General features: G+C 70.8%; 18 protein-coding genes. 9 read left to right on the plus strand and 9 right to left on the minus strand.

Annotated features, from left to right (window positions below):
- Window positions 1–5 precede the first annotated feature (5 nt).
- The 3 genes from atpD (at window position 6) to ACTWP8_RS13495 (ending at window position 2,585) form a co-directional block, all read left to right on the plus strand.
- On the plus strand, window positions 6–1,460 hold the full coding sequence (gene atpD, locus ACTWP8_RS13485) for a F0F1 ATP synthase subunit beta (protein WP_443322374.1): 1,455 nt from the start codon (window positions 6–8) through the stop codon (window positions 1,458–1,460).
- A gap of 123 nt (window positions 1,461–1,583) precedes the next feature.
- Window positions 1,584–1,964, plus strand: coding sequence for a F0F1 ATP synthase subunit epsilon (locus ACTWP8_RS13490; RefSeq protein WP_443322375.1), 381 nt, complete (start codon window positions 1,584–1,586; stop codon window positions 1,962–1,964).
- Between the two features lie 147 nt (window positions 1,965–2,111).
- A complete protein-coding gene (locus ACTWP8_RS13495; protein ID WP_443316580.1) occupies window positions 2,112–2,585 on the plus strand; it encodes a DUF2550 domain-containing protein in 474 nt (157 codons plus the stop codon).
- An 80-nt stretch (window positions 2,586–2,665) separates the two neighbouring features.
- Here ACTWP8_RS13495 and ACTWP8_RS13500 read toward each other — a convergent pair whose 3' ends face one another.
- The 4 genes from ACTWP8_RS13500 to ACTWP8_RS13515 form a co-directional block, all read right to left on the minus strand.
- Complete coding sequence (locus tag ACTWP8_RS13500) at window positions 2,666–4,306, minus strand: glycosyl hydrolase family 18 protein (protein WP_443322376.1); 1,641 nt, start codon at window positions 4,304–4,306, stop codon at window positions 2,666–2,668.
- Between the two features lie 162 nt (window positions 4,307–4,468).
- Window positions 4,469–5,116, minus strand: a complete 648-nt coding sequence (locus tag ACTWP8_RS13505) for a response regulator (protein WP_443322377.1) — start codon at window positions 5,114–5,116, stop codon at window positions 4,469–4,471.
- A complete protein-coding gene (locus ACTWP8_RS13510; protein WP_443322378.1) occupies window positions 5,113–5,235 on the minus strand; it encodes a hypothetical protein in 123 nt (40 codons plus the stop codon). Before ACTWP8_RS13510 ends, ACTWP8_RS13505 begins: the two co-directional genes overlap by 4 nt.
- Window positions 5,232–6,506 (minus strand): sensor histidine kinase, encoded by a 1,275-nt coding sequence (locus tag ACTWP8_RS13515; protein ID WP_443322379.1) that lies wholly within the window; start codon window positions 6,504–6,506, stop codon window positions 5,232–5,234. The genes ACTWP8_RS13510 and ACTWP8_RS13515 overlap by 4 nt, the downstream gene beginning before the upstream one ends.
- Window positions 6,507–6,704: 198 nt before the next feature.
- On the opposite strand from ACTWP8_RS13515, the gene ACTWP8_RS13520 reads away from it, so the two are divergent.
- The gene (locus ACTWP8_RS13520; RefSeq protein ID WP_443322380.1) at window positions 6,705–7,295 is read left to right on the plus strand and encodes a hypothetical protein; all 591 of its coding nucleotides are present in this window, start codon (window positions 6,705–6,707) and stop codon (window positions 7,293–7,295) included.
- Window positions 7,296–7,359: 64 nt separating this feature from the next.
- On the opposite strand, the gene ACTWP8_RS13525 is transcribed toward ACTWP8_RS13520, so the two are convergent.
- Complete coding sequence (locus ACTWP8_RS13525) at window positions 7,360–7,932, minus strand: cob(I)yrinic acid a,c-diamide adenosyltransferase (RefSeq protein WP_443322381.1); 573 nt, start codon at window positions 7,930–7,932, stop codon at window positions 7,360–7,362.
- Between the two features lie 463 nt (window positions 7,933–8,395).
- Here ACTWP8_RS13525 and ACTWP8_RS13530 point away from each other — a divergent pair, with 463 nt between their 5' ends.
- From ACTWP8_RS13530 to ACTWP8_RS13540, 3 genes are all read left to right on the plus strand, one after another.
- Complete coding sequence (locus tag ACTWP8_RS13530) at window positions 8,396–9,244, plus strand: 3-hydroxyacyl-CoA dehydrogenase family protein (RefSeq protein WP_443316545.1); 849 nt, start codon at window positions 8,396–8,398, stop codon at window positions 9,242–9,244.
- A 139-nt stretch (window positions 9,245–9,383) separates the two neighbouring features.
- Entirely contained in the window at window positions 9,384–9,707 is a 324-nt protein-coding gene (locus ACTWP8_RS13535) for an STAS domain-containing protein (protein WP_443316546.1), read from the plus strand.
- A gap of 274 nt (window positions 9,708–9,981) precedes the next feature.
- A complete protein-coding gene (locus tag ACTWP8_RS13540; protein WP_443322382.1) occupies window positions 9,982–12,465 on the plus strand; it encodes an ATP-binding protein in 2,484 nt (827 codons plus the stop codon).
- 244 nt (window positions 12,466–12,709) lie between these two features.
- On the opposite strand, the gene nucS is transcribed toward ACTWP8_RS13540, so the two are convergent.
- Window positions 12,710–13,372 (minus strand): endonuclease NucS, encoded by a 663-nt coding sequence (gene nucS, locus ACTWP8_RS13545; RefSeq protein WP_443322383.1) that lies wholly within the window; start codon window positions 13,370–13,372, stop codon window positions 12,710–12,712.
- A 327-nt stretch (window positions 13,373–13,699) separates the two neighbouring features.
- On the opposite strand from nucS, the gene ACTWP8_RS13550 reads away from it, so the two are divergent.
- A complete protein-coding gene (locus tag ACTWP8_RS13550) occupies window positions 13,700–14,092 on the plus strand; it encodes an SCO5389 family protein (RefSeq protein ID WP_443316549.1) in 393 nt (130 codons plus the stop codon).
- Here the strand turns inward: ACTWP8_RS13550 and ACTWP8_RS13555 are convergent.
- Entirely contained in the window at window positions 14,079–15,161 is a 1,083-nt protein-coding gene (locus tag ACTWP8_RS13555) for an LLM class flavin-dependent oxidoreductase (RefSeq protein ID WP_443322384.1), read from the minus strand. The two genes, ACTWP8_RS13550 and ACTWP8_RS13555, sit on opposite strands and share 14 nt — an antisense overlap.
- A gap of 222 nt (window positions 15,162–15,383) precedes the next feature.
- Between ACTWP8_RS13555 and ACTWP8_RS13560 the strand changes: the two genes are divergently transcribed.
- Window positions 15,384–15,725: an ATP/GTP-binding protein gene (locus ACTWP8_RS13560; protein ID WP_443322385.1), complete on the plus strand. Its 342-nt coding sequence runs from the start codon at window positions 15,384–15,386 to the stop codon at window positions 15,723–15,725.
- A gap of 183 nt (window positions 15,726–15,908) precedes the next feature.
- Here ACTWP8_RS13560 and ACTWP8_RS13565 read toward each other — a convergent pair whose 3' ends face one another.
- Both ACTWP8_RS13565 and ACTWP8_RS13570 read right to left on the minus strand, forming a co-directional pair.
- Entirely contained in the window at window positions 15,909–16,835 is a 927-nt protein-coding gene (locus tag ACTWP8_RS13565) for an ABC transporter permease (protein WP_443322386.1), read from the minus strand.
- The gene (locus ACTWP8_RS13570; RefSeq protein ID WP_443322387.1) at window positions 16,832–18,061 is read right to left on the minus strand and encodes an ABC transporter ATP-binding protein; all 1,230 of its coding nucleotides are present in this window, start codon (window positions 18,059–18,061) and stop codon (window positions 16,832–16,834) included. The genes ACTWP8_RS13565 and ACTWP8_RS13570 overlap by 4 nt, the downstream gene beginning before the upstream one ends.
- Between the last annotated feature and the right edge of the window lie 183 nt (window positions 18,062–18,244).

The following is an 18,244-nucleotide window of genomic DNA, read 5'->3' on the forward strand; positions in this document are numbered from 1 at the left end:
GAACTATGACCACCACTGTTGAGCCGACCGCTCCTGCCGGCGTGGCCGCTGGCCGCGTCGCGCGGGTCATCGGCCCGGTCGTCGACGTGGAGTTCCCCGTCGACGCGATGCCGGAGATCTACAACGCACTGACCGTCGAGGTCGCGGACCCCGCCGAGGAGGGCAGGAGGAAGATCCTCACCCTCGAGGTCGCCCAGCACCTGGGCGAGGGCCTGGTCCGCGCGATCTCGATGCAGCCCACCGACGGCCTGGTCCGCCAGGCCCCGGTGACCGACACCGGCAAGGGCATCACCGTGCCGGTCGGTGACTTCACCAAGGGCAAGGTGTTCAACACCCTCGGTGAGGTGCTGAACGTCCCCGAGGAGAACGGCAAGGAGACCGAGCGCTGGACGATCCACCGCAAGGCGCCCGACTTCGACCAGCTCGAGTCCAAGACCGAGATGTTCGAGACCGGCCTGAAGGTCGTCGACCTGCTGACCCCGTACGTCAAGGGCGGCAAGATCGGTCTGTTCGGTGGTGCGGGCGTCGGCAAGACCGTCCTCATCCAGGAAATGATCATGCGTGTCGCCAACCTCCACGAGGGCGTTTCCGTCTTCGCGGGCGTCGGCGAGCGTACGCGTGAGGGCAACGACCTCATCCACGAGATGGAGGAGTCGGGCGTTCTGGACAAGACCGCGCTGGTCTTCGGCCAGATGGACGAGCCCCCGGGCACCCGTCTTCGCGTCGCCCTGGCCGGTCTGACCATGGCGGAGTACTTCCGCGATGTGCAGAAGCAGGACGTGCTGTTCTTCATCGACAACATCTTCCGCTTCACCCAGGCCGGTTCCGAGGTGTCCACCCTGCTCGGCCGTATGCCCTCCGCGGTGGGTTACCAGCCGAACCTCGCGGACGAGATGGGCCTCCTCCAGGAGCGCATCACCTCGACCCGCGGCCACTCGATCACCTCGATGCAGGCGATCTACGTGCCGGCGGACGACCTGACCGACCCGGCCCCGGCGACCACCTTCGCGCACCTCGACGCGACGACGGTGCTCTCCCGGCCGATCTCGGAGAAGGGCATCTACCCGGCGGTGGACCCGCTGGACTCGACGTCCCGCATCCTGGACCCGCGCTACATCTCGCAGGAGCATTACGAGACCGCCTCGCGCGTCAAGGGGATCCTGCAGAAGTACAAGGACCTCCAGGACATCATCGCGATTCTCGGTATCGACGAGCTCGGCGAGGAGGACAAGCTGGTCGTCCACCGCGCCCGCCGCGTCGAGCGCTTCCTGTCGCAGAACACCCACGCGGCGAAGCAGTTCACCGGTGTGGACGGCTCGGACGTCCCGCTGGACGAGTCCGTCGCGGCGTTCAACGCGATCTGCGACGGCGAGTACGACCACTTCCCCGAGCAGGCCTTCTTCATGTGCGGTGGTCTCGACGACCTCAAGAAGAACGCCAAGGAGCTGGGCGTCTCCTGAGCTCCTGCGCTCATCGGTCAGGGGCGGGCCCCGACCCGTCCCTGACCGCCACGCCCGTTATTCTTGACACCCCAGTCTTTTTCTGGACACCTGCCACGGCAGGTGGAGACCCGAGGAGCCACGTTGGCTGCTGAGCTGCACGTCGAGCTGGTCGCCGCGGACCGCAGTGTCTGGTCCGGCGAGGCCACCCTGGTCGTCGCGCGCACCACATCGGGTGACATCGGCGTCATGCCCGGCCACCAGCCGCTGCTCGGTGTGCTGGAGCCCGGCCCGGTCACCATCCGTACGAGTGACGGCGGTACCGTCGTCGCCGCGGTGCACGGAGGCTTCATCTCGTTCTCCGAGAACAAGCTCTCGCTGCTCGCCGAGATCGCGGAGCTGGCGGAGGAGATCGATGTGGCCCGCGTCGAGCGAGCCCTGGAGCAGGCGAAGGCCGAGGCCGACGCCGCCGCGGAGCGGCGCGCGGAGGTCCGGCTGGCCGCGGCGGCGGCGGGCGCCCGCTGAGCCGTTAGGCGTCGTTCCCCCAGCTGCCGCTGGGAGGTGCCCCGCACTCAGCCGCGGACTGCTCTGGGACTCACCAGAGCAGTCCGCGGCTGAGGCAGATCAAGAGGTCATACTGGTCCGGTACATGAGGCGAGGAGGTCGGTGAAGATGTTCCTCGCACTGCTGGTGAGCTGCGTGGTCATCGCGCTGGTGCTGCTGGGTCTTTTCGTGTTCGGCCTGCGGCGCAGGCTGATCCAGCGGTCCGGCGGCACGTTCGACTGCAGCCTGCGCTGGAACGTACACGTCCCGGCGGACACCGACCCCGGACCATCGGCCCCGGAGCCCAGCGGCAAAGGCTGGGTGTACGGGGTCGCGCGCTATAACGGTGACCGGATCGAATGGTTCCGGGTGTTCTCATATGCCCCGCGCCCGCGCCGCGTACTGGAGCGCTCCTCGATCGAGGTGCTGTCCCGCAGGGCTCCGCAGGGCGAGGAGGAGCTGGCGCTGCTCTCCGACGCGATCATCCTCGGGTGTCTGCACCGCGGCACGCGTCTCGAGCTCGCGATGAGCGAGGACGCGCTGACGGGATTCCTGGCCTGGCTGGAGGCGGCTCCGCCAGGCCAGCGCGTTAATGTCGCTTGAGACTTCTTGCCTCTTCTTGAGACTTCGTGGAGAGACCGGGGAGGCGGGGGCGACACCGCCTCCCCGGCCGGTTCATACGGCTACCTCAGACCGCTGTCGATCGCGGCCGCGAGTTCGCCGTTCGTGGTGTCACCGCTGAATTCCCAGAAGAACGCGCCCTTGAGCCCCTGGTTCTTCACGTAGGTCATCTTCCCGGTGATCGTGGACGGGGTGTCGTAGCTCCACCACTGGCTGCCGCAGTGGGCGTACGCCGTGCCCGCGACGGTTCCGTTCGCCGGGCACCTGGTCTTGAGGACCTTGTAGTCCTCGATGCCCTGCTCGTACTTGCCGGGGGCGGGGCCTGTGGCCGAGCCGCCGGGCGCGCTCTGGGTCACGCCGGTCCAGCCGCGCCCGTAGAAGCCGATGCCGAGGTTCAGCTTGCTCGCGGCGATCCCCTTGGACTTGAGCTTCTGGATGGCCGCGTCCGAGTTGAAGCCCTGCTGCGGGATGCCGCTGTAGGAGGTGAGCGGCGAGTGCGGGGCGGTCGGGCCGTCCGCGTCCCAGGCGCCGAAGAAGTCGTACGTCATCACGTTGTACCAGTCGACGTACTGTGCGGCGCCCGCGTAGTCGGCCGCGTCGATCTTGCCGCCGGAGGAGGCGTCCGCGGTGATGGCCGCGGTGACCAGGTTGTTGCTGCCGAACTTGGCCCGCATGGCCTGCATCATGTTCTTGAAGGCGGCCGCGCCGCTGGTGTCGCAGCTGAGCCCGCAGGCGTTGGGGTACTCCCAGTCGAGGTCGATGCCGTCGAAGACGTCGGCCCAGCGCGGGTCCTCGACGAGGTCGTAGCAGGACTGGGCGAAGGCGGTCGGGTTCTGCACGGCCTGGGGGAAGCCGCCGGACCAGGTCCAGCCGCCGAAGGACCACAGCACCTTGATGTTCGGGTACATCTTCTTCAGCTTGCGCAGCTGGTTGAAATTGCCGCGGAGCGGCTGGTCCCAGGTGTCGGCGACGCCGTCGACGCTCTGGTCCGCGGTGTAGGCCTTCTCGTAGTCGGGGTAGGCCTCGCCGATCGTGCACTTGCCGCCCTGGACGTTGCCGAAGGCGTAGTTGATGTGCGTGATCTTGGACGCGGTGCCGCTGGTGACCAGGTTCTTGACGTGGTAGTTGCGGTCGTAGACACCCCACTCGGTGAAGTAGCCGAGCTTGACCTTGGCGCCCGGGTCACCGGGGTCACCAGGATCGCCGGGGTCTCCTGGATCACCTGGGTCTCCCGGGTCACCGGGGTCGCCGGGGTCGGAGCCGCCATCGCACGACCCGCCGTTGATCCGGCAGTTGCCCGGGCTGCCGCCGCCCGTGCCGTTGAAGCCGAAGCTGACGCTGGCGCCGGGGGCGAGGCTGCCGTTCCAGCTCTTGTTCCTGGCCGTCCAGTGGGTGCCCGAGTGGGTCACGTCCGCGTCCCAGGCGGAGGTGACGGAGGTGCCCGAGGGGAAGTCCCACTCGACGGTCCAGCTGTTGATGGCCGTGGTCCCGGTGTTCTTCACCGTCCACTTGCCTTCGAAGCCGGTGCCCCAGTCCTGGACCTTGGTGTAGGTGGCGGTCGGCCCGGCCGCGTGTGCGGGGGTTGCCAGGCCGACGAGGGTGGCGAGCGGAAGGAGCAGCGCGGTGAGGACCGCGGCCGCTCTGGATGCGGTGCGTCTGGGACGTCTGAGACGTTTGCTGGGTAGGGAGGTTCCTGTGCTCAAGGGGTGCTCCTCGAGTGATCCGGACCAACAGGGATCGGTTGTGTCCTTTGAGAAACCTGCGTCGCCCGGTGAGCACCCAAGGACATGGAGGACGGAACGCTCACCGCAGTGAGGGGAGCGTAAAGTGGTCTGGACCAACGGTCAATAGGTCTGGACCAAAGCTCAGATGTCCAACTCTTGTGCCAGAACTGCCGCTTGGACCCGGCTGCGCAGCTTCAGCTTGCCCAGGAGTCGGCTGACGTGCGTCTTCACGGTCGCCTCCGCCATGGTGAGGCGGACCGCGATCTCGGCGTTCGAAAGGCCCTCGCCGAGGCAGCCGAGGACCTCGCGCTCGCGGCGGGTGAGAACGTCCAGCACCGACGGATCGCAGTTCGGGGACTTTACGGGCCGGGGCGCGGCGAATTGGGCGATCAGTCGGCGCGTCACGGCGGGGGCGATCAGCCCGTCCCCGCGCGCCACCGTCCGTACCGCCTCCACCAGGCCCGCGGCGTCGCTGTCCTTCAGCAGGAAGCCCGCCGCACCGGCGCGCAGCGCGCCGAACACGTACTCGTCCAGGTCGAAGGTGGTCAGGACCAGGACGTCCGCCAGGCCCTCCGCGACGATCTGACGGGTGGCCGAAACCCCGTCGAGCCGGGGCATCTGAACGTCCATCAGGACCAGATCGGGGCACAGTTGGCGGGCGAGACCCACCGCCTCCTCGCCGTCCCCGGCCTCCCCGGCGACCTCAATGCCGTCGGCGGAACGCAGGATCAGCACGAGCCCGGCCCGTACCGCGCTCTGATCTTCGGCGACGACGACCCGGATGGTCATGTGCTGTGTCCTTCCGGGCTGGGCTCCACCGGGCTGTCCTCCACTGGGCTGTCCCCCACCGAGCTGTCCCCTCCCGCGTTGATGACCTGCTCTTCGGCGACGACGACCCGGATGCTCATGCGCTGTGTCCCTCCGCACTCTTGTCCTCGACGGGCAGCACCGCCCGTACCTGCCATACCTTCACCCGCCCGTCCCCTGGCACGGCGACCGGGCCCGCCTCGAACTCGCCGCCGAGCAGCGCGACGCGCTCGCGCATGCCGACGAGCCCGGCGCCGGAGCCCGGGGCGCGCGGGCCAGGGCGGTCGCCGTACGGGCTGGTGACGCGGACGGTGAGCGGTCCGTGGATGCTTGTGCCGTCGTGGGTCCTTGTGCCGTCGGGGGCGGCGGAGTCGTGGCCGATCCGCACCAGGACTTCGCCGGCGGTGGCGTGCTTGAGCGCGTTCGTCACGGCTTCCTGCGCGATCCGGTAGGCGGCGAGCTCGACGGGCGCCGGGAGCGCGGGCGCACCGGTGGCGCGGCCGTCGCGCAGGGCGAACGACAGCCCGCTCGCAGCGCCGTTCGTACGAGCCTGGGCGATCAGCGCGTCGAGGCCGTCGAGCCTCGGGGCGGCCGCGGGCTCGCCGTCCGCGCCCGCGTCCCGCAGCAGTCCGATCAGGCGGCGCATTTCGGCCAGACCCTGCACGCTGTTCTCTCGGATCACGGCGAGCGCCTCGCTCGTCGCCTTCGGGTCGGCGATCGACTGGGCGGCGGTGGAGTGGATGGCGATGGCGGAGAGGTGGTTGGCCACCATGTCGTGCAGCTCGCGCGCCATCCGGGCACGCTCCGCCGTCACCGCCTGGCTGCGGTCCATCTCGGCGAGCAGCGCGGTCTGTTCGGCCCGCAGCCGCTCCGCCTCCGCGGCCTCGCGGTGCTCGCGGATGGCCAGGCCGCTCCAGGCAGGGGCGACCGAGATCAGCGCGCTGACGACGCCGATCATCAGCGCGTCGGGCGTCCGGTACGTGGCGAGCGCCCAGATCGTGAGCCCGATGGTGATCACCGTGGCGACCGGGATGATCCGGCGGGACATCCGCTGGTACCCGTAGAGCACCGCCGCGTAGATCACGTCCGTGAACATCAGCACGGTCGCGATCAGCGAGCCGATCAGCTGGTCGGCGAGGAGCACACCGCTGGCCAGGAAGAGCCCCCACGGCTGGCCGTTCCTGCGCATGAGCACGGCGCAGCACATCAGCGCGAGCGGGATGAGCGGATACGCGCCGGGGTCCTGGCCCCGCGGGATGTTCGTCTGGATGCCCAGCGTCCAGAGGACGAGGCCGCCGGCCAGCCCGGCGAGGGCGATCAGCACGTCGTCCCGGTGCGGGCGGCCGGGCGGGGCGAACGGTCTCGCGGTCACGGATCCATCAAACACGGCCGGGAGGGCCGTACGCCTCCGCGTCCAGACCGATAGCCGGTGCGGCGCCGGTACGTCGAAGGATGCAGTCCGAGATCGTCGCGCATGACGAGGTCACGGGCCGGACGGGCCAGGACGCTGGAAGGGTCCGCCCCCGCCGCGAAGACCGCGAGACCTCGAGACCACCAAGAGGAGATTCCTGTGATCGTCACGCTGATCATCGCCTGCGAGGTCGGCTTCTGGGTGCTGCTGGCCGCGGGCCTGAGCCTGCGCTATCTGGCCGGGAAGCCGCGCGCCGGCGTCGCCGTGCTCCTGGTGGAGCCACTGCTGGAGCTCGTCCTGCTGGTGGCGACGGCGATCGATCTGAAGCACGGCGCGGAGCCGGACTGGAAGCACGGGATCGCCGCGGTCTACATCGGCTTCTCGTGCGCCATGGGCCACTACATGATCACGTGGGCGGACGCACGGTTCGCGCACCGCTTCGCCAGCGGACCGCCGCCGGTCAAGCCGCCCAAGTACGGGACGGCGCGCACCCTCCACGAGTGGAAGACGGCGGCGCGCTGGATCCTCGCCGCCGCCATCGCCATAGCCCTGCTCCAAGGGGCCGTCTGGTACGTCGACGACCCGGCGCAGTCCGGGTCCCTGCGCACCTGGCAGGTCCGGATGCTGTTCGTGACCGGCATCAACCTGGTGATCGCGCTGAGCTACACGGTCTGGCCGAAACAGGCCCCTGCCGGGGCCGCCGCCGAGCAGGAGCGGACTGGCTCCCTGACCAAGACCTCGTCGTATTGATCACGAGCGTTGCTCACAGACGCGAGCCTTGATCATGGCGAAGATCGCCGGTGTGGTGGCGGGCTCAGCGATTCTCGCCCGGCACCCAGAGAATGTCCCCGCGCTCCTTGTTCGCCGTCCTCGCCAGAATGAACAGCAGGTCGGACAGCCGGTTCAGGTAGGTCGCGGTCAGCGGGTTCATGATGTCGGCGTGCTTTTCGAGCGCCGCCCACGTGGACCGCTCCGCCCGCCTGACCACCGTGCACGCCTGGTGCAGCAGCGCCGCCCCGGGCGTGCCGCCCGGGAGGATGAAGCTGCGCAGCTTCTCCAGGCCCTCGAGGAAGCGGTCGCAGTCCGTCTCCAGCTTGTCGATGTACGACTGCTCGACGCGCAGCGGCGGGTACTCCGGCTCCTCGACCACCGGGGTCGCGAGATCCGCACCCACGTCGAACAGGTCGTTCTGCACCCGGACCAGTACCTTGACGATGTCCTCGGGCAGCTGTCCCAGCGCGATGGCCACACCGATCGCGGCATTCGCCTCGTTCGCGTCGGCGTAGGCCGCGATCCGCGAGTCGGTCTTGAGCGTGCGGCTCATGTCGCCGAGGGCGGTCGTGCCGTCGTCCCCGGTCCGCGTGTAGATGCGCGTCAGATTGACCATGCCTCCGAGCCTAGCTATGCCCCGGCCTTCCGGAAGAACCGTGTGCCCGCGGTCACGGAGACGGCGCCGAGCGCCCTGGCACGCTGACCGGTTGCCGACCGGCGATCAGCACTCGATCAGTCCCGATTTCACTCGATCGAGCGGCATGCCGGAGGTTTGCCTTTGAAGGGGAGGCGGGCGCAGAGGGATGCGGTCAGCGCGCCGTCGCACCCGAGGACTCCCGCGCCGTCCTGGACGGGCTCGACGAGGTCGAGGAGCTGCTGGAGGAGCTGTCGAGGAGCTGCCGAGGAGCTACTGAGCGAAAAGGGGCTCAACTGCGCACTCCGGTCAGCTATATGGCCCGACGAGTGTGATGTCCGTCTGATGAGACGTGACGCGCATCTCTTCCCCGGCATCCCGGGCCTCACGGGCGATAAGGTCCCGCGGAGAGCCTGATAGCGAACAGCGCATAAAGGGGACAGCAGTGGCCAGGAAGCTCGCCGTCATCGGTGCCGGACTCATGGGGGCCGGTATCGCTCAGGTCTCGGCCCAGGCGGGCTGGGACGTCGTCCTGCGCGATGTCACCGACGAGGCCCTGGCCCGCGGCACCGACGGCATCAAGGCCTCCTACGACAAATTCGTGTCGAAGGGGAAGCTCGAGGCCGCCGAGGCCGAAGCCGCCCTGGCCCGTATCACCGCGACCACCGACCTCGACGCCGTCGCCGACGCCGACATCGTCGTCGAGGCCGTATTCGAGAAGATCGACGTCAAGCAGGAGATCTTCCGCAGCCTCGACAAGCTGGTGAAGGAGGAGGCGGTCCTCGCCTCCAATACCTCCGCCATCCCGATCACCAAGATCGCGGCGGTGACGAGCCGCCCGGAGAAGGTGGTCGGCACCCACTTCTTCTCGCCGGTCCCGATGATGCAGCTGTGTGAGCTCGTACGGGGTCTCAAGACCAGCGACGAAACCCTCGCCGCAGCGCGCGAGTTCGCCGAGAGCGTCGGCAAGACGTGCATCGTCGTCAACCGCGACGTGGCGGGCTTCGTCACCACCCGCCTCATCTCGGCGCTCGTCGTCGAGGCCGTGAAGCTGTACGAGTCGGGCGTGGCCTCCGCCGAGGACATCGACATCGCCTGCAAGCTGGGCTTCGGCCACGCCATGGGCCCGCTCGCGACGGCCGACCTGACCGGTCTGGACATCCTGATGCACGCCACCGGCAACATCTACGCGGAGACGCAGGACGAGAAGTTCGCGCCGCCGGAGCTGATGCGCCGGATGGTGGACGCGGGTGACATCGGCCGGAAGAGCGGGCAGGGGTTCTACAAGCACTGACCGGGCCGTCAACCCAAGGGGTAACCCTGAAGGGTGAATTCGGTATCGGTTCGCTTACGGGCGGCAACTTTGCCGCGTGAGAGGCAGTCAGTTCTATAGATGTTGACCACGTAACGCACCACTTTCCCGGGGAGCGCATATGCACATCAGGGGCGACCACGCCGAACTGGTCGTCGGGGGCCGCCTCGACGTCCGCAGCGCGGCGGACGCCCGTACGGTCCTGCACACCGCCGTCGACTCCGGCTGCGGCGACCTCGTGCTCGACCTGACCGAACTCGACTCCTGGGACGCCACAGGACTCGGCGTGATCATGGGCGTGCACCGCCGGGCCGGCCGGGCCAACCGCCGGCTCGTCCTGCGCGGCGTACCGCCCCAGATGCAGCGCCTGCTCGTGGCCACCCGGCTGCACCGCATCCTCGCCATCGAGGGCGGTATCGAGGCGGAGTCGCTGCCCCGGGTCTGACCGGGCCTGCCTTGGTGAACGTTTCCACTTTGGTGGTAGTGGTGCCGCTGCCCCGGGTCTGACCGGACCTGGGGTCCGACGGACCCCGGCTCCGACGCGACCTGCTCAGGCGGCGGCCGTGAGCCTCACCGAGGTGATCCTCACCAAGCTGTGACCTTCCCCTCCGCCGGGCACCCCTTCTGTTCCTGAATACTGTGCGAGGGTTTAGGGTTCGGCGTGCCGACAGGCCCGGGAGAGGAAGACGGCATGCGACCCGGATCTGGGGGGCTGTGACATGAACCCGAACAACCGGGGACCGGAAGAGTACGACCACGACGACGCCGAGCGCCGCGACGGAAGTCCCCGCAGCGCGCGGGGTGATGCCGGTGACGGCGGGCCGCAGCGGCCCGCGGTCGCCCGTACCGTCCAACTCGTGGCAGGCGAGTACCTACTGACCGTCAACCCCGTCGACGGCAGCGAGATCGAGCCCTGCCCGCCCGGGGAGCACCCCGGCAGGCCAGGGCGCCGCGGCCCCGAGGAGCGCGACGCGCAGCGCCGCGCGGCCCTGCCGCCCGAACCCGTCGGCCCGGCCGCGCCCGGGCCGCAGCCGCTCATGGAGCGCGGCGGGCAGCGCGAGCGGCTCGTACGGCTGCTCTCCCGAGGCCGCTCCGTACGCGTCACGGGCCCCTCGGGATCCGGCCGTTCGGCGCTCCTGGACGCCGTCGCCGCCAACTGCGCGGAATTCGCCCCGGACGGCATCGTCCGGCTCTCCGGCTACCGCCGCACGCCCACCGACGTGCTGTACGAGCTGTTCGCCGCGGTCTACGACGCCCCGCTGCACCGGCCCGACCGGGCGGAGCTGCTGACGGCGGTCCACGAGATCGGGGCCGTCGTCGTCCTCGACGACATCGAGTTCGGGGGCAGCGCCCTCGACGAGATCCTCGCGGCCACCCCCGAGTGCGCCTTCCTCATCTCCGCCACGCCCGACGTCGCCGCGCCTTCCCCGGACTCGCACCTCGAAGAGGTCTTCCTGCCCGGACTCAGCCGCGCCACCTGCGTGGAGCTGCTGGAGGAGGCCGTGCAGCGGCCGCTCACGGAGGACGAGACCTCGTGGGCGGGCGACCTGTGGTTCGAGTCCGAGGGGCTGCCGCTGCGCTTCGTCCAGGCCGGGGCGCTGCTCCGGCAGCGCGACGCCCTGCGCGCCGGCGCCGAGGCCTTCGAGGAGCACGGCGTCTTCGCCGAGCAGCCGTACGAGCCGTCCGACGTACCCCACGAGGCGCCCCGCGAGGCGAACTTCGGCGAGGACGGGCGGGACGCGCCGCTGCCCTCGCTCGGCCAGGCCGCCGCGCCCGCCCCCCTGCTCGCCTCCCGCCTCAGCGAGGCGGCCCGCGAAACCCTGCGCTTCGCCCTCGCCCTCGGCGGCGCGTGCCCGCACCAGGCACACCTGCCCGCGCTCGCCGGGGACACCCACGCCGACGCGGCGGTTGGCGAGCTGCTCGGCTGCGGCCTCCTCTCCCCGGTCGGGGCGCACTACCGGCTGGCCGCCGGGGTCTCGGCCCAGCTCGAAGCCGCCGACGCATACGGCGAAGACACCGAGGCACGCGCCCAGAGCGCCGCCCAGCACTACGCCTGGTGGGCCGGGCACCCGTCCGTCGCCCCCGAGCGGGTCGCAGCCGAGGCGGACGCGATTCTCGCGGCCATGTGCGTCGTGGTGGCCCAGGGCGAGGCGGGCCGGCAGAGCGCGGCCGTGCTGCTGGCCCGCACGGTGGCGCCCGCGTTCGCCGCCGCCGGAAGGTGGGGCGCCTGGGAGCGGGCGCTGCGGCACGGCCAGGAGGCCGCGCGGGTGGCCGGGGAGGTCGCGGAAGAGGCGTACTTCCACCACGAGTTGGGCGTCCTGGCTCTCTGCACCGGCAACCTGGACCGGGCGCGCGCCGAGCTGGAGGCCTCGATAGGGCTGCGCGGCGCGCTCTCCGACCGGCGCGGCACGGTCGCGGGCCGCAGGGCTCTGGCGCTCGTCGCGGACAGGGGCGGATTCGCGCCCGGCGCCGGGAGTACGGCGGCGGGCGAGGAGACCCCGGGCGGCGGCACCGACCTGTCGGCCTCCCCGCCGGGCGGCGTGCGCGCGGTGCTCGCCCGCCTGCAAGCGGACGAGGCCGACACGGTCGTCACCCCCCGGCGGCCCGGCAGCCCCGGCCTCCGCCGTACGGTCCTCGGCGGGGCCAGGCGCAACAAGGTCGCGGCGGGCGCAGGCGCACTGCTGGCGGTCGTGCTCGGCACGGTCGTCACGCTCGGCGCCATGTCCGGCGACGACGGCGGCCCGAGCGACCGCGTGAGGTCCGGGCAGACCGCTGACGAGGACGACGGCAACAACGGGCTCATCGCCGACGAGACGCCCACGCAGGGCGCGACGAGCCGCCCGCAGAAGCCGGGCGGCACCACCGCGCCCGGGCCGTCGGTCTCGCCCGGCACGGGCGGCGGCGACGCGCCGTCGGGGGAACCGTCGGACAGCGGCGAGCCGAGCGAGTCGAAGCCGGGGGAGACGGACGACCCGGAGCCGACCAGGCCGCCGTCACCGACGAAGACGACGTCGAAGCCGACGAAGCCGCCGTCCAGCACGCCGGGTTCACCGACGCCGTCCACGTCCGGGAGCCCGAGCTCGACGTCGGATCCGACCCCGCCGGGCGGCGATACGTCGGACAGCGCGAGCGGCACCGCCCCGGTCACCACCGGAGCCCCCGTCTCCGGCGCCGCCGCCCCGGAGACGCTCCCACTCACCTGATCCGGGCGTCGGCCCGCTCCCCGCACCACCACCCGGCGCTCCGCGCCGGGCCTTCCCACCCACCTGCCCACACATGGGCAGGTGGGTGGGAAGTGAAGAACTGCCCGCGGCGCAGGCGCGGTTGAGGGTGTGCGGCTGGGCTTGTCAAGCAACCCGGGGCCCAGGGCGAGCCGTACGGGAGGCCAGGCGTACCGGGGGCCAGGCGTACGGGGGCGTCGTTACAGGTGAAGAGCCCGCCCCGCCGTCAGAACAGGCGCAGTTTGTCGTCCTCGACGCCTCGCAGCGCGTCGTAGTCGAGGACGACGCAGCCGATGCCGCGGTCCGTCGCCAGGACGCGCGCCTGGGGCTTGATCTCCTGCGCCGCGAAGACCCCCTTCACCGGCGCAAGATGCGGGTCCCGGTTGAGGAGTTCGAGGTAGCGGGTGAGCTGCTCCACGCCGTCGATCTCGCCGCGCCGCTTGATCTCGACGGCGACCGTCCCGCCGTCCGCGTCCCGGCACAGGATGTCCACGGGACCAATTGCGGTGGGGAATTCACGCCGAATCAGCGAATAGCCCTCCCCAAGGGTTTCAATGCGGTCCGCGAGCAGTTCCTGCAGGTGTGCTTCCACGCCGTCCTTGATCAGGCCGGGGTCCACCCCGAGCTCGTGCGAGGAGTCGTGCAGGACCTCCTCCATGGTGATGATGAGCTTCTCGCCCGCCCTGTTCACCACGGTCCACACATCGCCGTCCCCCTCCTTGAGCGTGCAGGGCGGGGACATCCAGTTGAGGGGTTTGTAGGCCCGGTCGTCGGCGTGCACGGAGACGCTGCCGTCCGCCTTCACGAGGATCAGACGGGGTGCCGAGGGGAGGTGGGCCGTGAGCCGCCCCGCGTAGTCCACGGAGCAGCGGGCAATGACGAGACGCATGGTCGGTCACGCTACTCGACCCGGGCCGCTCCACGCGATTCGCCCACCCGTCTCCCTCCGCCACCCTCAACCGAGGCCCTGCGGGCCGCCCCCCTTGATCCGTCCGTCTCCCTCCACCACCCTCAACCGAGGCCCTGCGGGCCGCCCCCTTTAATCCGTATGGCCGTGTTCGGGAGTGGCCGGTTGTGAGCCCGTTCGCCTGGTGCGGCCGCCATGCCCGGCCTACCGTTGAAGCGGGAAGTTGTCGTGCGAGCACGCTGCGTCGCGACCGACGGCTTCCTATCCCTGCCCGTAAGACCCCTTCCCGGGGTCGCGAGAGGAGAACCCATGTCGCTCGACGTCTCACCGGCCCTTCTGGAGAAGGCCGAGCGAGGCGAGGTCGACGAAGCCGAATTCGTCGACTGCGTCCGGACCTCCCTGCCTTACGCATGGGAGATGATCAGCTCTCTGGTGGCCCAGCTCAAGGTGGACGGCGGCGAGTTCGCCGACAACCAGGTTCCCCCGCCGGACGAGCAGGCGCGCGGCCAGCTGCTTCGTGCGCTGGCGAGTGACGCGATACGAGGGGCGCTGCAACGGCACTTCGGAGTGCGGCTGGCGTTCCAGAACTGCCACCGGGTGGCGGTCTTCCCGCTGGACCCGGTGGCCAACGAGCGACTGGCCCGGTTCACGTCCGTACGGGGACAGCTGCTCAATCAGTCGCCCGAACTCAGGGACTGCTGAGGCTCTCCGCTGCCGCTCCGCAGAGTAGTGGGGGAGGTGCATCGGGCAGGAGCGGCAGCACCTCTCCCCCCAGCCGCCGCACGTTCTCCTCGGTGGCCGCGAGATCGCCCGTTCCCTCGACCAGCAGCGCGAAGCGGCTGATGCCCGTGCGCTCCGCCGTGGCCGCGAGGCGGTCGGCGCACAGGGCGGGCGGGCCCACCGGATGCAGTGCGCAGAGCAACTCGGTGTACGCGTGCGGATCGCGCATAGGCCGCGGTCTGCCGTCGACCGTGACATGGGCGCCGAGCCCCCGACGCAGCCAGCCGGGCATCGCCTTCATGAGGGACTCGACCGCGTCCTGCCGCGCGTCGGCGATCTGCACCACACCCGCGGAGACATGCCCCGCGGAGGCGACTTCGTCGGGTGAACGGCCCGCCGCCAGCGCCGACTTCTGCCAGAGCGCGACCATCTCCGCCTTCTCGTCGTCGCCGCAGTGCATGCCGAGCAGCATCGGAAGGCCGCGCTCGGCGGCCAGCCGGACGCTTGCGGGCGAGGTGCACGCCACCACCACGGGCGGCCCCTCGGGCCCGTCCAGCAGCTCGTCCGCGCGCGGCACGACCGGGACTTCGCGGAAGGAGAAGCGCTCGCCGTCCGCGCCGACGCGGGGCTCCCGCAGCCAGCGCAACAGCAGGTCGAGGGATTCGGGGAAGCCCGACTCGTAGGCCGCCAGGCCCGAGCCGAACACCTCGAGGTCGACCCACGGGCCGCCGCGGCCCACGCCCAGCGTGAACCGCCCGCCCGAGGTGAGGTGCAGCAGTGCGGCCTGCTCGCCGAGCGCCACGGGGTGGGCGGTCGGCAGCACGCTGACCGCGGTGCCGACGCCGATCCGGCGGGTGCGGCCGAGCAGCAGCGCCGCGAGCGTCACGGCGGACGGGCAGACCCCGTACGGCACGAAATGGTGTTCCGCGAGCCACACCGAGTCGAGCCCGGCCGTCTCTGCCGCCTCGGCGGACCGCACTGCGCGGTGCAGCGCCTCCCCCTGTCCCTGGCCCGGGAATTGGGCGGCCAGTACAAAAACTCCTACGCGCATCGCCTCTTGCCTCCTTGCGGCCGACGCGGCACTCCCCCCTGTCGGCATTAACGCCTGACACGTGCCAAGGGCACGGCCCCGCAAGAAGTTTTGCGGATTATCGGGGTGATCGGGGTGATCGGGATGAACGCGGCGTTCGCCGTCGGTGTGCGCATGCCCAGGAGCCCGGCGCGTACGCTGGATGCGGCCCAGCAGACCCCGGAAATTTCACGAGGTGCCCCCGTGTCTCCGCGTCGAAAGCGCCCGAGCGGCGCAGGAAAGCCGCTGTCCCAGCGCGGTGTCGTCGACCACGGTCTGGGGGCTCCTCCCAGCGCTAGCTGGGGGAGCGTGGACAGCTGGCAGGGGGAGGAGTGGATGGTGCGCCAGATCAGCGGCAGCGCCGCGGCCAAGCACTACCGCTGCCCCGGGTGCGACCAGGAGATCCCGCCCGGCGTCCCGCACGTCGTCGCCTGGCCCCAGGAGGGCCCGGTGGACGACCGGCGGCACTGGCACCGGGCGTGCTGGAACGCGCGGGACCGCCGCACCGCGCGGGTGCAGCGGTCCCGTAACGCACCGCGGTACTGACAGCCGTATGGCTGGGCGGCTGCCCGGCTGTGCGGCTATACGTTGCGTATGGCTGTGCGGCTGCGCGGTCCTACGGCTATACGTCGCGAGTCCGCCGCACCGCGCGGGTGCAGCGGTCCCGTAACGCACCGCGGTGCTGACAACCGCGCGGCTGGGCGGCCGTAGGGTCCGCTGGCCGTACGGCTACACGTCGCGTTTCTCCAGCAGAGCGAACGCCCCGACCAGGGCCGCGGCCGTCACGCCCGCCAGGACCCAGAGCAGATCCCAGCCGGTGCCGTCGCCACCGTCCATCGGAATGCGGTAGAGCGAGGCCAGACCGTTCAGCGGCGAGTACTCGATCAGCTTGTCGCGCACCGACTCCAGGCTCTCCGTCACCATGAACAGGGCCAGCAGCAGCGGCAGCAGGACGACGCCGAGCATCGTCGTGATCGCGCCCGCCGAGTGGCGCAGCATCGCGCCCACGGCGAGCGACAGCAGGCCGAGCAGCGCCACGTACAGCCCGGCGCCGACGGTCGCGCCGAGCCACTCGCTGCCCGAGGCGACCACCTCGCCGCCCGAGATCGACTCCTTGGGGATCTCGGCGTACTCCATCGCCGGTTTGCCGCTCAGCATCGAGGAGTTGATCAGTGCGGTCAGCCCGGTGGCCGCGGTCGTCATCACGAACGACAGCAGGAAGAAGACGATCGCCTTCGCGGCCAGCACCCGGCTGCGGGGCGGGGAGGCGGTGAGGGTCGTACGGATCATGCCCGTGCTGTACTCGGAGGTGATCACGAGCACGCCGAGCGTGATGATGCAGATCTGGCCGAGCATCAGCCCGAAGAGGCCGCCTGCCAGAAGCGGCATCTGAGCCGTGTCGGAGCTGTTGAGGCCGAGGGCGGTGAGAAAGCCGACGCCGACGACGAGGGTGAACATGATGCCGAGCGTCCACATCGTGGAGCGCACGGTCCGGATCTTGGTCCACTCCGACGCGAGCGCGCCCCCGAGGTGGGTGCGGTGTACGGGGAGAGGCGAGGCGTAGCCGCCCACGGCGGGGCCGGGGCCCGGGGGCTGCGGAGGTGCCTGCGGCGGCACGGCGGGCGCCGCGCCCTGCTGCTGGTACGGAGTCGTCATCGGGCGTCCTCGTTGTCGCGCGGGGTCGTGTAGGGGGCGGCAGGTGCCTGCGGGGCGGCCGGAGCGGCCGGGCCGCCGGGCGGCTGTGGAGCCTGCCAGGCCGCCTGCGGCGAGCGGTACGGGTTCGGCGGACTTGCCGGTGCCGGTGCCTGTGCCGGCGCACCCGCCGGGGTTCCCGCGGGCGGGTAGCCGCCGGGCTGGGGCGGCGGGTAACCGCCCGGCGGGACCGGACCGCCGGGGCCGTAGCCCGGCGCGCCCTGCGGCCCGTAGCCGCCGGGCGGCTGCGCCTGAAGCCCGGCCCTGGGGTCCTCGGTCGAGCGGTAGTCCACGGCGCCCTGCGTCATCCGCATGTACGCCTCCTCCAGCGACGCCTGGTGCGGCGAGAGCTCCCACAGCCGTACGTCCGCGCCGTGCGCCAGGTCGCTGATGCGCGGCAGCGGCAGGCCCGACACGCGCAGTGCGCCGTCCGGCTCCGGCTGCACCTGCCCGCCCGCCTCCGCCAGCGCAGACGTCAGCTTCTCGCGCTGCCCCGGGTCGCCCTCGGGCGTACGGACCCGGGCGAAGTCGGCCGAGTTGGCCGATATGAAGGCCTTTACGCTCATGTCGGCGAGCAACTGCCCGCGCCCGATCACGATCAAGTGGTCGGCGGTCAGCGCCATTTCGCTCATCAGGTGGCTGGAGACGAAGACCGTACGGCCCTCGGACGCCAGGCGCTTCATCAGGTTGCGGACCCAGAGGATGCCCTCGGGGTCCAGGCCGTTGACGGGCTCGTCGAAGAGCAGCACCTGCGGGTCGCCGAGCAGCGCGGCCGCGATGCCGAGCCGCTGGCCCATGCCGAGCGAGAAGCCCTTGGACCGCTTCTCGGCCACCTCGTGCAGACCGACGACGCCGAGCACCTCGTCCACCCGGCGGGCCGGAATGCCGGACAACTGCGCCAGGCACAGCAGGTGGTGGCGCGCGCTGCGGCCGCCGTGCACCGCCTTCGCGTCGAGCAGCGCGCCGACCTGGCGCGGTGCGTTGGGCAGCCGTCGGTACGGATGGCCGCCGATCGTCACCTGCCCGCTGGTGGGCTGGTCGAGCCCCAGGATCATGCGCATCGTCGTGGACTTGCCGGAGCCGTTGGGCCCCAGGAAGCCGGTGACCGCGCCAGGCCGTACCTGGAACGACAGGTTGTACACGGCTGTCTTGGCGCCGTAGCGCTTTGTCAGACCGACTGCCTCGATCATTCTCCGCCCCTCGACAGGTTCGTCGGGGCTCAGCACAGGCCCCCCGTAAGGATTAGGACGATATCGCGGCGTTGACGGTTCAGTTCACGTCACAGAGGCTTTGAGCGAGAGCAGCCAGGCAAGAGGCAGCCAGGCGAGAAGCGGCCAGGCGAGAAGCGGCCAGGCGAGAGGAGCCAGGCGAGC

It is taken from the genome of Streptomyces sp. 7N604 (assembly GCF_052245475.1).
Taxonomy (GTDB): domain Bacteria; phylum Actinomycetota; class Actinomycetes; order Streptomycetales; family Streptomycetaceae; genus Streptomyces.